Raw genomic sequence first — 15,318 nt, forward strand, 5'->3', positions numbered from 1 at the left:
CAACGGCCCACCCGCACCACGCGACGGCGCCCCGCCACCGGACCACCGGTGACGGGGCGCCGTCGCGTGCCCACGCACGACCCGCTCAGTTCTTGCGGCGGCCCACCAGCTGCGGCTTCGACTCCAGACCGTCCAGCCCGTGCCACGCCAGGTTCACCAGGTGCGCCGCGACCTCCGCCTTCTTCGGCCTGCGCACGTCCAGCCACCACTGCCCCGTCAACGCCACCATCCCCACCAGCGCCTGCGCGTACAGCGGCGCCAGCTTCGGATCGAAGCCCCGGGCCTTGAACTCCAGACCCAAGATGTCCTCCACCTGCGTGGCGATGTCACTGATCAGCGACGCGAACGTGCCCGTCGACTGCGCGACCGGCGAATCACGGACCAGGATCCGGAAACCGTCCGTATAGGACTCGATGTAGTCCAGCAGCGCGAACGCCGCCTGCTCCAACAGCTCCCGCGGATGCCCGGCCGTCAGCGCGCCCGTCACCCCGTCCAACAGCTGGCGCATCTCCCGGTCCACGACGACCGCGTACAGACCCTCCTTGCCGCCGAAGTGCTCGTACACCACCGGCTTGGACACCCCGGCCTTCGCCGCGATCTCCTCCACCGACGTGCCCTCGAAGCCCTTCTCCGCGAAAAGCGCCCGGCCGATGTCCAACAGCTGCTGGCGCCGCTCGGCGCCCGTCATCCGCACCCGGCGTCCTCGCCTGGGCTTGTCACTGCTGGAAGTACCGCCGTCGATCGCCACGTCCCCCATCATGCCGCTTTCGACGCGGTTTCCCTGCGTCGGGCATCGATGCGCGACTCCGACGGCCAGCGCACGTCCGTGGCCCACCCCAGCTGCTCGAACCAGCGGATCAGCCGGGCACTGGAATCGACCTGCCCGCGCAACACACCGTGACGGGCCGACGTCGGATCCGCGTGGTGCAGGTTGTGCCACGACTCACCACACGACAACACCGCGAGCCACCACACGTTGCCCGAACGGTCACGCGACTTGAACGGACGCTTGCCCACCGCATGACAGATCGAATTGATCGACCACGTCACGTGGTGCAACAACGCCACCCGCACCAGCGAACCCCAGAAGAACGCCGTGAACGCACCCCACCACGACATCGTCACCAGACCCCCCACCAGAGGCGGGATCGCCAACGAGAACATCGTCCAGAAGATGAAGTCGCGCGAGATCCGCCGGATCGCCGGATCCTTGATCAGATCGGGCGCGTACTTCTGCTGATCCGTCTGCTCCTCGTCGAAGAGCCAGCCGATGTGCGCCCACCACAGGCCCTTCATCAACGCCGGCACCGTCTCCCCGAACCGCCACGGCGAATGCGGGTCGCCCTCGTGATCCGAATACTTGTGGTGCTTGCGGTGATCGGCCACCCACCGCACCAGCGGACCCTCCACCGCCAGCGACCCCATCACCGCGAGCGCGATCCGCAACGGCCGCTTCGCCTTGAAGGAACCGTGCGTGAAGTACCGGTGGAAACCGACCGTGATCCCGTGACACGCCACGAAATACATGAAGACCATCAGGCCGAGATCCAACCAGCTCACCCCCCAGCCCCAGGCCAGCGGCACCGCGGCCAACACCGCCACGAAGGGAACCGTGATGAACAGAAGGAGCGCGATCTGCTCGATGGACCGCTTGTTCTCGCCGCCGAGAGTCGCGGACGGCACAGACCCGTCGGAGGGCGCGGACACGTCCTCGATCAGATCGGGACTGGTGGTCATGGAGGTCCCCTGAGGGTGAGAAGCCGGCAGGGCCGAGGTTACGGACCCGTAACCTACGGCAACGTAAGTATGGCGCAGGCAGGCCACCAGGCAACAGGCGCGCGCCCGAGGCGCGCGAGAGCACACCACCCCCACCACCAGGACACCCCCCGCACGGCCCCCCCACTTGCCGTCTGGTGAGACATTCGCCCAGGCACAACCACAGGACACCTATCCTGTCCCCGGCGGACAGCGCGGTCCGCACGGGCAGCCCGAGCTGCGCATCAGGAAGCAGCAGCGCTGCGCGCGGTCGGGAGCCCACCGCCCAGTAGCGCTCGAAACACTGCAAGGAGCCGCACCTGTGAGCAGTGCTGACCAGGCCCCCGCCCACACCACGGACGCCGCGAACGCAGAGCTGCGCGCGGACATCCGCCGCCTCGGCGACCTCCTCGGGGAAACCCTCGTACGCCAGGAGGGCCAAGACCTCCTCGACCTCGTCGAACGCGTACGCGCACTCACCCGAACCGACGGCGAAGCCGCCGCCGCCCTCCTCGGCGACACCGACCTGGAGACCGCCGCCAAGCTCGTGCGCGCCTTCTCCACCTACTTCCACCTCGCCAACGTCACCGAACAGGTACACCGAGGCAAGGAACTGCGCGCCCACCGCGCCGCCGAGGGCGGCCTCCTCGCCCGCACCGCCGACATGCTCAAGGACGCCGACCCCGAGCACCTGCGCGAAACGGTCAAGAACCTCAACGTCCGACCCGTCTTCACCGCACACCCCACCGAAGCCGCCCGCCGCAGCGTCCTCGGCAAGCTCCGCCGCATCGCCGCCCTCCTCGAAGAGCCCGTCACCGGCGCCGGCGACCGCCGCCGCCACGACCTGCGCCTCGCCGAGAACATCGACCTCGTCTGGCAGACCGACGAACTCCGCGTCGTCCGCCCCGAACCCTCCGACGAGGCCCGCAACGCCATCTACTACCTCGACGAACTCCACGCCGGAGCCGTCGGCGACGTCCTCGAAGACCTCGCCGCCGAACTCCAGCGCGTCGGCGTCGAACTCCCCGCAGGCACCCGCCCCCTCACCTTCGGCACCTGGATCGGCGGCGACCGCGACGGCAACCCCAACGTCACCCCCGACGTCACCCGCGACATCCTGATCCTCCAGCACGAACACGGCATCAGCGACGCCCTCGAACTCATCGACTTCCTGCGCTCGCTCCTGTCCAACTCGATCCGCTACGCCGGAGCCACCGAGGAACTCCTCGCCTCCCTCCAGGCCGACCTCGAACGCCTCCCCGAGATCAGCCCCCGCTACAAGCGACTCAACGCCGAAGAGCCCTACCGCCTCAAGGCCACCTGCGTCCGCCAAAAGCTCCTCAACACCCGCGAACGCCTCGCCAAGGGCACCCCCCACGAGGAAGGCCGCGACTACCTCGGCACCGCCGAACTCCTCACCGACCTCACCCTCATCCAGACCAGCCTGCGCGAACACCGCGGCGGACTCCTCGCCGACGGCCGCATGGACCGCACCATCCGCACCCTGGCCGCCTTCGGCCTCCAGCTCGCCACCATGGACGTCCGCGAACACGCCGACGCCCACCACCACGCACTCGGCCAGCTCTTCGACCGCCTCGGCGAGGAATCCTGGCGCTACGCCGACATGCCCCGCGACTACCGGCAGAAGCTCCTCGCCAAGGAACTCCGCTCCCGCCGCCCCCTCGCCCCCACCCCGGCCCCCCTCGACCCCGCCGGACACAAGACCCTCGGCGTCTTCTTCGCCATCAAGGACGCCTTCGAGAAGTTCGGCCCCGAAGTCATCGAGTCCTACATCATCTCGATGTGCCAGGGCGCCGACGACGTCTTCGCCGCCGCCGTCCTCGCCCGCGAAGCCGGCCTCATCGACCTCCACGCCGGCTGGGCCAAGATCGGCATCGTGCCGCTCCTCGAAACCACCGACGAGCTCCGCGCCGCCGACGTCATCCTCGGCGACATGCTCGCCGACCCCTCCTACCGCCGCCTCGTCTCCCTCCGCGGAGACGTCCAGGAGGTCATGCTCGGCTACTCCGACTCCTCCAAGTTCGGCGGCATCACCACCAGCCAGTGGGAAATCCACCGCGCCCAGCGCCGCCTGCGCGACGTGGCCCACCGCTACGGCGTCCGCCTGCGCCTCTTCCACGGCCGCGGCGGCACCGTCGGCCGCGGCGGCGGCCCCTCCCACGACGCCATCCTCGCCCAGCCCTGGGGCACCCTCGAAGGCGAGATCAAGGTCACCGAACAGGGCGAGGTCATCTCCGACAAGTACCTCGTCCCCTCCCTGGCCCGCGAAAACCTGGAGCTGACCGTCGCGGCCACCCTCCAGGCCTCCGCCCTGCACACCGCACCCCGCCAGTCCCCCGACGCACTCACCCGCTGGGACACGGCCATGGACATCGTCTCCGAGGCCGCCCACGGCGCCTACCGCGCACTCGTCGAGGACCCCGACCTCCCCTCCTACTTCTTCGCCGCCACCCCCGTCGACCAACTCGCCGACCTCCACCTCGGCTCCCGCCCCTCCCGCCGCCCCGACTCCGGCGCCGGCCTCGACGGCCTGCGCGCCATCCCCTGGGTCTTCGGCTGGACCCAGTCCCGCCAGATCGTCCCCGGCTGGTACGGAGTCGGCTCAGGCCTCAAGGCCCTGCGCGAAGCCGGCCACGAAGACGTCCTCACCGAAATGGGCGAGCGCTGGCACTTCTTCCGCAACTTCCTCTCCAACGTCGAAATGACACTGGCCAAGACGGACCTGCGGATCGCCCGCCACTACGTCGACACCCTCGTACCCGACGAGCTCAAGCACGTCTTCGACCGCATCGAAGCCGAACACGCCCTCACCGTCGCCGAAGTCCTGCGCATCACCGGAGGCGACGAACTCCTCGCCTCCCAGCCCGTCCTCCAGCAGACCTTCGCCGTACGCGACGCCTACCTCGACCCCATCTCCTACCTCCAGGTCTCCCTCCTGGCCCGCCAGCGCGCCGCAGCCGCCCGCGGCGAAGAGCCCGACCCGCTCCTCGCCCGCGCCCTGCTGCTCACCGTCAACGGCGTCGCCGCCGGCCTGCGCAACACCGGCTGACCCGACCGACGAACCCGCGGACACACGGAAAGCCCCCGCACCGACCCACGGTGCGGGGGCTTCCCCATGAAAAGACCTACGAGTTGTACGCCGACTGGGCGCGCTCCAGACCCTCCGCGATCAGACACTCCACCGCATCCGCCGCCCGGTCCACGAACCAGTCCAGATCCTTGCGCTCCGTCGACGAGAAGTCCTTCAGCACGAAATCCGCGACCTGCATCCGACCCGGCGGCCGACCGATCCCGCAACGCACCCGGTGGTAGTCCGCACCCATCGACTTCGTCATCGACTTCAGACCGTTGTGCCCGTTGTCCCCGCCGCCCAGCTTCAGACGCAACGTCGGATAGTCGATGTCCAACTCGTCATGGACCGCGACGACCCGCTCCAACGGCACCTTGTAGAAATCGCGCAGCGCCGTCACCGGACCACCCGACAGGTTCATGAAGGACATCGGCTTCGCCAACACCACACGACGGTTCGCGGGCCCCGGAGGCCCGATACGCCCCTCCAGCACCTGCGCACGCGCCTTGTGCGCCTTGAACTTGCCGCCGATCCGCTCCGCCAGCAGGTCCGCGACCATGAAACCGATGTTGTGCCGGTTCCCCGCGTACTCGCCACCCGGGTTCCCCAGGCCCACCACCAGCCAGGGAGTCGCCGCGTCGTCCGACATCAAAAACTCCTCAATCCCTCATACGAAGACGACCGCCGTCCCGCTCCAGTGGAGCCGGACGGCGGTCGGTCAGCAACTGCTGAGAAGGTGGGGCGAGGCTCAGGCCTCGGTGCCCTCGGCCTCGGCCTCGGCGGCCGGCTCCTCGGCCTGCGGGGCGACGACCTGCAGAACGGCGGTCTCACCGTCGACGGCCAGGGTGGTGCCGGCCGGCAGCTTCAGGTCGGAGGCGTGCACCGTGGCACCGGCCTCCAGGCCCTCGATCGAGACGGTGATCTCGGTCGGCAGGTGGGTGGCCTCGGCCTCGACGGAGATGGTCGCCAGCAGGGTCTCCAGCAGGTTGCCACCGGCGGCCAGCTCGCCCTCGGTCACGACCGGAACCTCGACGGTGACCTTCTCGCCCTTCTTGACGATCAGGAAGTCGACGTGGGAGATCGTGCGCTTCAGCGGGTGACGCTGGATCGCCTTCGGGAGGACCAGCTCGGTGCCGTCGCCCGCGATGTCCAGGGAGAGCAGCGCGTTCGGGGTCTTCAGCGCCATCATCAGGCCGTGGGCCTCGACGTTGACGTGCTTCGGGGCGGTGCCGTGACCGTAGATGACACCCGGGGTCAGGGCGTCACGACGGGCCTGGCGGGCCGAGCCCTTGCCGAAGGTGTCGCGCAGGGTGGCGGAAAGCTTGATCTCGGACATGCTCACTCCTCGTGGGGTGACGGAAAGAAGGACAGAGTCACCCGGCCGAAACGGCCTGCTACGAAGAGCGCGTCGATAACGGAGTGCCCGCACACAAAAGTGCGGCCTCCCTCGCCGAGCAACTTCAGGAGTCTACCCGGCGGGAAGGCCGCACTTCAAAAGGATCATTCAGAGGGTGTCAGTGGTCCTCTTCGAAGAGGCTCGTGACCGAACCGTCCTCGAAGACCTCACGCACCGCACGCGCGATCATCGGCGCGATCGACAGCACCGTGATCTTGTCGAGCTCCAGGTCGGACGGGTCCGGCAGGGTGTTCGTGAACACGAACTCGCTGACCTTCGAGTTCTTCAGACGGTCGGCGGCCGGACCCGACAGGATGCCGTGCGTCGCCGTCACGATCACGTCCTCCGCACCGTGCGCGAACAGCGCGTCGGCAGCGGCGCAGATCGTGCCACCCGTGTCGATCATGTCGTCGACCAGGACGCAGACGCGACCCTTGACCTCACCGACGACCTCGTGGACGGTCACCTGGTTGGCGACGTCCTTGTCACGACGCTTGTGCACGATGGCGAGGGGCGCGTCCAGACGGTCGCACCAACGGTCGGCCACACGCACACGACCGGCGTCCGGAGAGACGATCGTCAGCTTCGAACGGTCCACCTTCGCGCCCACGTAGTCCGCGAGGACGTTCAGGGCCGAAAGGTGGTCCACCGGGCCGTCGAAGAAGCCCTGGATCTGGTCCGTGTGCAGGTCGACCGTCAGGATGCGGTCGGCACCCGCGGTCTTCAGCAGATCGGCGACCAGACGGGCCGAGATCGGCTCACGACCCTTGTGCTTCTTGTCCTGACGGGCATAACCGTAGGACGGCACGATCACCGTGATGGAGCGGGCCGACGCGCGCTTCAGCGCGTCGATCATGATCAGCTGCTCCATGATCCACTTGTTGATCGGAGCCGTGTGGCTCTGGATCAGGAAGCAGTCCGCGCCGCGCGCCGACTCCTGGAAGCGGACGTAGATCTCGCCGTTCGCGAAGTCGAAAGCCTTGGTCGGCACGAGACCGACACCGAGCTGGTGCGCGACCTCCTCGGCCAGCTCGGGGTGGGCGCGGCCGGAGAAGAGCATCAGCTTCTTCTCGCCGGTCGTCTTGATCCCGGTCACAGCACTGTCTCCTCAGACGTGTTGAAAGCTGCTCGCCCCCATGTGCGTCCGTCCCGCACACGGTGAGCCAGCCGAATTGGGTGCACCTATCACGGTACGCCGTCCTGAACGTACCCGTTTCCGGTCAGTTCACCTCAACGGGCGTCGGAGTCCACCTGGACCGCCGACTGAGCCGCCGTCGCCGAGGCGCTTCCCGGGCGCTTCCGAGCCACCCAGCCCTCGATATTCCGTTGCTGGCCCCGGGCCACGGCCAGTGCACCGGCCGGCACGTCCTTCGTGATCACCGACCCGGCAGCGGTGTACGCACCGTCCCCGATGGTGACGGGTGCCACAAACATGTTGTCCGACCCCGTCTTACAGTGCGAGCCGACGGTGGTGTGGTGCTTGTGCTCACCGTCGTAGTTCACGAAGACGCTCGCCGCGCCGATGTTGGTGTACTCGCCGATCGTGGCGTCCCCGACGTACGAAAGGTGCGGCACCTTCGTGCCCTCGCCGATCGTCGCGTTCTTCATCTCCACGTACGTGCCCGCCTTGGCCTTCACGCCCAGGTTCGTGCCCGGACGCAGGTACGCGAAGGGGCCCACGGTCGCCTGCGCGCCGATCACCGCACTGTCGGACACCGTGTTGTCCACACGGGCGCCGGCGCCCACCTGCGTGTCCGTGAGGCGGCTGTTCGGGCCGACCTCGGCGCCCTCGGCGATGTGGGTGGTGCCGAGCAGCTGCGTGCCCGGGTGCACGATCGCGTCCTGGCCGAAAGTCACCGTCACGTCGATGAACGTGCTCGCCGGGTCGACGACCGTCACGCCCGCGAGCATCGCCTGCTCCAGCAGCCGCGCGTTGAGGAGCGCCCGGGCCTCGGCGAGCTGCACCCGGTTGTTGATCCCGAGGATCTGCCGGTGGTCGGCGCCCACGGCCGCGCCGACGCGGTGGCCGGCCTCGCGCAGGATGCCGAGCACGTCGGTGAGGTACTCCTCGCCCTGGCTGTTGTCCGTGCGGACCTTGCCGAGCGCGTCGGCGAGCAGGGCCCCGTCGAAGGCGAAGACCCCGGAGTTGATCTCCCGGATCGCGCGCTGGGCGTCGGTGGCGTCCTTGTGCTCGACGATCGCCTTCACGGCGCCGCTCTCCGAGTCCCGGACGATGCGGCCGTAGCCGGTGGAGTCCGGCACCTCGGCGGTGAGCACGGTGACGGCGTTGCCGTCGGCGGTGTGGGTGGCCGCGAGCTGGCGCAGGGTCTCGCCGGTCAGGAGCGGGGTGTCGCCGCAGACGACGATCACGGTGCCGTTCGGCGCGCCGCCGAGCTCTTCGAGGGCCATGCGGACGGCGTGCCCGGTGCCGTTCTGCTCGTACTGGACGGCGGTGCGGACATCGGCGTCGATGCCGGCGAGGTGCGCGATGACCTGCTCCCGGGCGTGCCCGACGACCACGACGAGGTGCTCGGGGTCCAGCTCGCGGGAGGCGGCGACGACGTGACCGACGAGCGAGCGCCCGCTGATCTCGTGCAGAACCTTGGGAGTCGCGGACTTCATGCGGGTGCCTTCACCCGCTGCGAGTACGACGACGGCTGCCGGGCGGTTGGCGCTCACGGGTGTGCCCTTCGGCTTTCGGGAGTGGACCCGTGAAGGATACCGGGGGGTTATGGGCCGGAAACGAGGGCGGGTCCTGACCGTGGAGGTCAGGACCCGAACGTCAGCAACTGGGTTGCTCGAGCTCCCGGAGAAGGATTCGAACCCTCATTCAATGGACCAAAACCATTTGTCCTGCCTTTAGACGATCCGGGATGGTTCGCCCGCTATGTCCGATTTCGTTGATCGGATTCGGCTACAGCCCCTACTATGCCGTACCACCAGCCTTCGACGCGACGATACAGATCCGCGCTTTTGAGTACTCGTACGGCGAGGCATCCGTGGTAGCTCTCGCCCGTGTTCTTCCGCTGAGTTGTCGGGTTGTGGCGCTTGACTGCGGTCTTGGTGAACTGTGACGGCTCGGCGTCGGCCAGGTTCGCCCAGAACCGCTCCGCCCCTGCGATGTCGGCACTTTCGTGGATCATCACGAAGTAGCGCAGTTGCTCCGCCTTGACGCCGAGCAGGCGCAGCCAGGCGAGGTAGACGCAAATCATGTTCGGGTCGCTGTTCACGAAGATCACGCGCTCGCGGCGGGCGTACGCCTTGTCCTTGCTGCCCTCCGACCAGTAGAGGCCGACGCCCAGGAGGAACAGTTCGCGGTCCGAGAGTGCACCGATCTCGGCTGCCGCCTCCCGTTTGATCTGGCGGCGCTCCTCGTCGCGGGCCTGGAGGGTCCGCTCCCAGCCGCGTTTCGCGATGGCCGACGCCTCCTCCGTGCTCCTCTGCCGTTCCGGCTTGGGGAGGTCCCGGACCCAGAGGGAGATCGAGCTCTTCGAGCAGCCGAGCTCCAGTTGGATCTGGTCGTACGTGAGGCCCTGGAGGCGGAGTTCCCGGGCCTTCGCGCGGAGGTCGTCCTTGGCGTTGGGGCGCTTGGTCCACTCGGGGGCCGGCTCGCCGTCCAGGAGGCGGTTCAGGATGTCGTTGTTGTGGACGTGGAGGCGGTCGCGGATCTGGCGGCGGCTGAGGCCCTCGCGGCGCAGGGTCACCGCCTGCTCCCGGAGGGATTCGAAGGTGGTGGTGCCGTGGCGGAGTCCGCCGGTGCCGTCGCCGGGGCGACGTCGGATTTCGGTCATGTCCCCAATGTCGTCCGGAATGCGGGATTCTGGTCTCGAATTCCGGGCTAATCATTCGTATGTGCGATTACTGCGAGTTCGTCGGAATTCCGGTCGACCGTGTGCCGGCCCCCCTGCGTACGCTGGTCGGCATGACCAATACGGGGGATGTGGAAGGCCGCGCCGGGCCGCCTGTGTGGTGGTGGGAGCGGCGGCGGGACGTCGTGGTGGACGTGGCGCTCGGTGTGGCGTCGGCCGTGGAGTGCGGGTTCGAGGGCGTGGACTTCGCCCGGGAGGCGGGGGTGCCGACCGGGGCCGGGGTGCTGTTCGGGGTGGCGGTGGGGGCCGTGCTCCTGGTGCGGCGCCGGTGGCCGGTGGCCGTGGTGCTGGTGGGCATCGGTGTGACACCGGCCGTGATGGGGTTCCTGCTCGGCGTGGTGGGCCTGTACACGGTGGCCTCCTCCGAGGTGCCCCGCCGGATCACCGCCACGCTGACCTCGATGGCGCTCGCCGCGACCTTCGCCGTGATGTACCTGCGGACCAGCGGGGACACGGAGGCCGGCCGGACGTTCGTGCTGATGCTGTCCGTGTTCGTGGCGGTGGCGCTGACCGTGCCGCCGGTGCTGCTCGGGTTGTACATGGGGGCCCGGCGGCGGCTGATGGAGAGCCTCCGGGAGCGGGCGGACTCGCTGGAGCGGGAGCTGTCGCTGCTGGCGGACCGGGCGGAGGAGCGGGCCGAGTGGGCCCGTACGGAGGAGCGGACCCGGATCGCGCGGGAGATGCACGACGTGGTCGCGCACCGGGTGTCGTTGATGGTGGTGCACGCGGCGGCGCTGGAGGCGGTGGCCGCGAAGGATCCGGTGCGGGCGGCGAAGAACGCGGCGCTGGTGGGTGACATGGGGCGGCAGGCGCTGACGGAGCTGCGGGAGATGCTCGGGGTGTTGCGGCGGGAGGAGCCGGTGAGGGCGACCCCGGTGGCCGCTGCCGTCTCCGTGGCGCTGGTGGGGGGCCCGGGTGTCGAGGACGGGCCTTCGCTCTGCGAGCTGGAGGCGCTGGTCGGGCAGTCGCGGGTGGCGGGGATGGCCGTGGAGATGGTCGTGCACGGCGAGGCGGTGTCCGCGTACGCGGCGGAGGTGGAGCAGACCGCCTACCGGGTGGTGCAGGAGGCGCTGACCAACTGCCACAAGCACGCTCCGGGCGCGCGGGTCGTCGTACGGCTCGCGCACCGGGAGGGGGAGGTGGCGATGCAGGTGGAGAACGGGCCGTGTGATGCCCAGGCCCCGGAGCCGGGGCTTCCCAGTGGGGGGAACGGGCTGGTGGGGATGCGGGAGCGGGTGTTGGGGCTGGGTGGGGTGTTCGTGTCGGGGCCGACGGACGGGGGCGGGTTCAAGGTGTCGGCGGTGCTTCCCGTGGCCGCCGGCGGGTAGCTCGGGTGTGTGGGTGCGGCGCTGTTGCCGGGGGGCGCTGCCCCCCCCGGACCCCCGCGCCTCAAACGCCGGCGAGGCTGGATTTGCCTCGGGCGGAGCCGGATGTGTCAGCCCGTGGTGAGGCGGGTGGGTTGGAGGCCCGTCAGGAGGAGGGTGAGGGCTTCGTCGAGGTTGGTGCCGAGGTACCAGTCGCCGGTGTGGTCGATGCCGTAGACGCGGCCCTCGCGGTCGATGGCCAGGTGGGAGCCGGCGTCGGCCTCGGCGCCCAGGGGGCAGAGTTCCGTGGACAGGGCGCGGCCCAGGTCGGCGAAGGTGCGGGCCAGGTGGAGGCCCGTGAGGGGGTCGACGTGGATCGTGGTGGGGGCTATCTGGCGGCCCGGTCCGCGGGTGGTGACGGTGAGGCCGCCGAATTCGGCCCAGGCCTCGACGGCGGCGGGGAAGACGGTGTGTCGGTGGCCGGCGGGGGTGGTGTGGTCCTTGAGGGCGTCGGCCCAGTACTCGGCCTGCTTGATGTCCCAGCGGCCGGGTTCCCAGCCGGCGGTGCGCAGGGCGGTGTCCACGGAGACGGGGAACCGGGTGGCCGAGGAGCGGTCGTAGGAGGCTGAGGTGGTGGTCATGGCTACTCGGCGGGGGTGAGGTCGACGTGGCGTACGCCGAAGTGGGCGAGGAGGGCCTCGCAGGAGCGGCAGGGGGGTGCGTAGCTGCCGTGGAGGGGGTCGCCGTCCTCGCGGATGCGGCGGGCGGTGATCTTCGAGTTCTTCAGGGCGCGGCGGGCCTCGCTGGGGGAGAGGGGTTTGCGGGAGGCTCGCTTGGAGCGGGCGCCCTCGATGGTGGTGAGGTGGCGGGAGAGCAGGATCGCCTCGGGGCAGCGGCCGGTGAATCGTTCGCGCTGGCCGCTCGTGAGGGTGTCGAGGAAGTCCTGTACGAGGGGGTGGAGTGCGGGTGGTTGGTCGCCCTTGCCGGCGGTGCTGGTGAGGGTTTCGCCGCGGACGGAGAGTGCGGCGGCGATGGTGGGCAGGATGCCGTCGCGGCGGAAGCGCAGGACGGGTACGGCGGGGCGGCCGTTGGTGCTGCTCCAGCGCAGGCGGGGGTCGCCGGCGGGGCCGCTCGCTTCGGGGGCCTGGGTGGCGGCCGGAGCGGTGGCTCTGGTGGTGGCCGGGCCCGTGGAGGGTCCGGTTCCGGGGCCGGTGGAGTCGGCCCGGTCTGTACGTGTTGCCGTGTTGTGCATGTTCGCGCTTTCCCTCCCGTGGCCGCGGTTGTCGCCGCTGTGCGCACGCCCCCGTGCTGCGGGGACAGCCTGCCAAATGTCATCCGTCATACGGAAGCGGGGTCGAATATTCGTATCAATTCGGATGTTCCAGGCCCGTGGGTGGGTGGGCCGGTCGTGGGCGGGTGACGCTCTTGCCCCAGCGCATAGGCTGTGGTGAACCAGCCAGATCCAGCAGGGGGCTACCGCCATGACGACAGGTCGGCTCGGGCAGCATGCCGCGCCACCCAACGCCGCGTACTCGGGGCAGGTCGTGCATTTCCCGGACCCGGTCCGGGCTGCTCGGCATCCCCATGGAGTGCGGATGGGCGGCGCGGGGCATCCGGATTTCTCCGCGTACGCGCGGGCGGCGGTGGAGATCGCCGAGCCGCCGGAGGGGTTCGGCGTGGACGAGCTGCGTCTGACGGACTACGTGTCCGCGAACGCCGCGATGAAGGCGACGGGTCACGAGCTGTGGGACACGGTCGGTCCGGTCGCGACGCCGCACGGTTGGACGTGGCACCACGTCGCGGGTTCGCGGCGGATGGAGCTGGTTCCGGTCGAGGTGAAGGCGTTGCTGCGGCATCACGCGGGCCTGGCGACGGCTCCGGTGGACCATGAGAAGCGTGGGACGCGGCCGTTGCAGGAGGTGCGTCCGGTGCACATGGGGCTGCCGAAGTCGGTGGTCTCGGTGTCGGAGTCGCAGGTGCAGGGTGTCGAGGAGGACCTCGGCTACCGGTTGCCGGAGGCGTACCGGTCGTTCCTGAAGGCGGCGGGCGGTTGTGCGCCGGTGGGTGCGGGCCTGGACGCGGACCTCGGGCTGTTGGTGGACCAGCCGTTCTTCACGGTGCGTGAGGAGGCGGCGGTCAACGATCTCGTCTACGTGAACAAGTGTCTGCGCGACCACCTGACGAAGGACTACCTGTGCGTGGCCTTCGCGCAGGGCGGGTTGCTGGCGTTGAAGGTCAAGGGCGAGTCGATCGGGTCGGTGTGGTTCTCGCCGTACGACGACGCGCGCGACCGGGACGGGTGGTCCGTCCAGGAGCGTGTGGAGCGGCTGTTGCTGCCGTGCGGCGCTGATTTCGATGCCTTCCTGGAGCGCTTGGCCGGCAATCCGCCGGAGCTGGAAACGGTGGCCGGTCTGATGGTGGACGGCGGATTCGCACGCTCGGTTCCCGTGGCGGGTCCGGCGCGGGTGGAGGGTTGAGCGCGCGATGGTGACGTTTGCGCAGGCGCAGGAGCGCGCCGAGGAGTGGATCAACGGGGACGTGCCCGGGTACCAGCATCGTGAGGTGCGGGTACGGGAGTTCGGGCTCGGGTTCGTGGTGTGGGCGGAGGATCGGGCGGCCGGTCCGGTGTCCGGTGGTGGGCGGCAGCGGCTGGTCATCGCGCGGGACAGCGGTGAGGTGACGTTGTGGCCGGGGTTGCCGGTGGGTGAGGTGATCCGCCGGTACGAGGAGGAGTACGGGGCGGCTGCGGCCGCGTCGGCTTCGGAGGCTTCGGTTCCGCCGCCGCGGATCGATTCGGAGCAGACTTCGTTCATCCTGAGTCCGCCGGAGTGGTTGCAGGAGGCTGCGGACCGGGCGGGGATTCCGCCGGCCGTGACGCCTCCGGCCGTGACGCCTCCGGCCGTGACGCCTCCGGCCGTGACGCCTGCGGTCGTGACGCCTGCGGCTGGGGCCGGTGGTTCGGGTTCGGGTGCGTCCGGGTCCGACGGTGCGGGTACGCCGGTGGGCGTGGCCGTGGCTGCCGCGGGTTCCGACGGGCCCGTGGATGCCGTGCCGGTTCGGGCCGCGGAGCCCGTGGACGCGGTGCCGTTGCGGCGTGGGGGTGAGATCCCGTACGAGCCGACGGCCAACGACGGGGTGCCGGCCGGGTCCACCCCGTGGGCCGGGACCGATGTGAATTCCGGTGGTGACGACGCATCCGTGCCGCTGCCCGCGACCGTGTTCGCGCCGCCGCTGTCCGGGTCGGACCTGGACGACGCCCCGTCCTCCGGGGTCGCTCCGGAGGCGAAGACCACGCTGATCCCCGGTGGCAGCAGCCTGCCGAAGACGCGGATCGTGCCGGCGCTCGGGGCGGACGCGGCGGACATCGCCGACGCGCCCACGAGCCGGGCGAGGATCGACCGGCCGGGCGACTCGGCCGGGGGCGCCGGTGGCGCTGCCGTGCCGCCCCCGCCGGTGGCTCCGGGTGCGTCCGGGGGGTCGGGCGCGCCGTTGTCGGCGGGAGTGCAGGAAGGACAGGGAGTGCAGGGAGTACAGGGAGTGCCGGGTACGCCGGGGGCGCAGGGTGCGCCGGTGCCGCCGCCTCCGCACGGAGTGCCCGGGGCGCCGCAGCCGCCCGGTCCGCCGGGGGTTCCCGGTGGCGGTTCGCTGGGTGGTGGGTTCGACCATGCCGCGACGATGTTGGCGGGTCCGGCGGTCACCGGTCAGCCGCCGGCGCCTCCGGGTCCGCCCGGGGCTCCGCGTGGTGGTGCCCCGCAGCCGCCCGGTCCGCCGGGGGTTCCCGGTGGCGGTTCGCTGGGTGGTGGGCTGGACCATGCCGCGACGATGTTGGCGGGTCCGGCGGTCACCGGTCAGCCGCCGGCGCCTCCGGGTCCGCCCGGGGCTCCGCGTGGTGGTGCCCCGCAG

General features: G+C 70.1%; 12 protein-coding genes, 1 tRNA gene and 1 pseudogene. 4 read left to right on the forward strand and 10 right to left on the reverse strand.

Annotation, left to right across the window (positions count from 1 at the left end; translation table 11 throughout):
• Positions 1 to 85 precede the first annotated feature (85 nt).
• Together ACFYZL_RS24280 and ACFYZL_RS24285 are read right to left on the reverse strand one after the other, a co-directional pair.
• Complete coding sequence (locus ACFYZL_RS24280) at positions 86 to 760, reverse strand: TetR family transcriptional regulator (RefSeq protein WP_384591860.1); 675 nt, start codon at positions 758 to 760, stop codon at positions 86 to 88.
• On the reverse strand, positions 757 to 1,737 hold the full coding sequence (locus ACFYZL_RS24285) for an acyl-CoA desaturase (RefSeq protein WP_384752079.1): 981 nt from the start codon (positions 1,735 to 1,737) through the stop codon (positions 757 to 759). Before ACFYZL_RS24285 ends, ACFYZL_RS24280 begins: the two co-directional genes overlap by 4 nt.
• A gap of 340 nt (positions 1,738 to 2,077) precedes the next feature.
• Between ACFYZL_RS24285 and ppc the strand changes: the two genes are divergently transcribed.
• Positions 2,078 to 4,825 (forward strand): phosphoenolpyruvate carboxylase, encoded by a 2,748-nt coding sequence (ppc, locus tag ACFYZL_RS24290; protein ID WP_384752082.1) that lies wholly within the window; start codon positions 2,078 to 2,080, stop codon positions 4,823 to 4,825.
• 76 nt (positions 4,826 to 4,901) lie between these two features.
• Here ppc and pth read toward each other — a convergent pair whose 3' ends face one another.
• The 6 genes from pth to ACFYZL_RS24320 all read right to left on the reverse strand — a co-directional run bounded on the left by pth (position 4,902) and on the right by ACFYZL_RS24320 (position 10,033).
• Positions 4,902 to 5,495 carry an aminoacyl-tRNA hydrolase gene (gene pth / locus ACFYZL_RS24295; protein WP_384752085.1) on the reverse strand — a complete coding sequence of 198 codons (594 nt, stop codon included), beginning with the start codon at positions 5,493 to 5,495 and terminating at the stop codon, positions 4,902 to 4,904.
• 99 nt (positions 5,496 to 5,594) lie between these two features.
• Positions 5,595 to 6,182, reverse strand: coding sequence for a 50S ribosomal protein L25/general stress protein Ctc (locus tag ACFYZL_RS24300; RefSeq protein WP_384752088.1), 588 nt, complete (start codon positions 6,180 to 6,182; stop codon positions 5,595 to 5,597).
• A gap of 178 nt (positions 6,183 to 6,360) precedes the next feature.
• Positions 6,361 to 7,338: a ribose-phosphate diphosphokinase gene (locus ACFYZL_RS24305; RefSeq protein ID WP_376659817.1), complete on the reverse strand. Its 978-nt coding sequence runs from the start codon at positions 7,336 to 7,338 to the stop codon at positions 6,361 to 6,363.
• Positions 7,339 to 7,472: 134 nt separating this feature from the next.
• Positions 7,473 to 8,921, reverse strand: coding sequence for a bifunctional UDP-N-acetylglucosamine diphosphorylase/glucosamine-1-phosphate N-acetyltransferase GlmU (glmU, locus tag ACFYZL_RS24310; protein ID WP_388681590.1), 1,449 nt, complete (start codon positions 8,919 to 8,921; stop codon positions 7,473 to 7,475).
• Positions 8,922 to 9,045: 124 nt separating this feature from the next.
• Positions 9,046 to 9,116 (reverse strand) — tRNA-Gln (locus ACFYZL_RS24315).
• A gap of 11 nt (positions 9,117 to 9,127) precedes the next feature.
• On the reverse strand, positions 9,128 to 10,033 hold the full coding sequence (locus tag ACFYZL_RS24320) for a hypothetical protein (protein ID WP_384752093.1): 906 nt from the start codon (positions 10,031 to 10,033) through the stop codon (positions 9,128 to 9,130).
• A 131-nt stretch (positions 10,034 to 10,164) separates the two neighbouring features.
• On the opposite strand from ACFYZL_RS24320, the gene ACFYZL_RS24325 reads away from it, so the two are divergent.
• Positions 10,165 to 11,439, forward strand: a complete 1,275-nt coding sequence (locus tag ACFYZL_RS24325) for a sensor histidine kinase (protein ID WP_384752096.1) — start codon at positions 10,165 to 10,167, stop codon at positions 11,437 to 11,439.
• A 107-nt stretch (positions 11,440 to 11,546) separates the two neighbouring features.
• On the opposite strand, the gene ACFYZL_RS24330 is transcribed toward ACFYZL_RS24325, so the two are convergent.
• Positions 11,547 to 12,056, reverse strand: coding sequence for an SUKH-3 domain-containing protein (locus ACFYZL_RS24330; protein WP_384758423.1), 510 nt, complete (start codon positions 12,054 to 12,056; stop codon positions 11,547 to 11,549).
• 2 nt (positions 12,057 to 12,058) lie between these two features.
• On the reverse strand, positions 12,059 to 12,667 hold the full coding sequence (locus ACFYZL_RS24335) for a YwqJ-related putative deaminase (protein ID WP_388681595.1): 609 nt from the start codon (positions 12,665 to 12,667) through the stop codon (positions 12,059 to 12,061).
• Positions 12,668 to 12,896: 229 nt separating this feature from the next.
• Between ACFYZL_RS24335 and ACFYZL_RS24340 the strand changes: the two genes are divergently transcribed.
• Positions 12,897 to 13,892, forward strand: a complete 996-nt coding sequence (locus tag ACFYZL_RS24340) for an SMI1/KNR4 family protein (RefSeq protein WP_388681598.1) — start codon at positions 12,897 to 12,899, stop codon at positions 13,890 to 13,892.
• 7 nt (positions 13,893 to 13,899) lie between these two features.
• Positions 13,900 to 15,318: pseudogene (locus tag ACFYZL_RS24345) on the forward strand (hypothetical protein); the annotation flags it as partial.

The sequence above is a fragment of the Streptomyces sp. NPDC001717 genome (assembly GCF_042892775.1).
Lineage (GTDB): Bacteria > Actinomycetota > Actinomycetes > Streptomycetales > Streptomycetaceae > Streptomyces.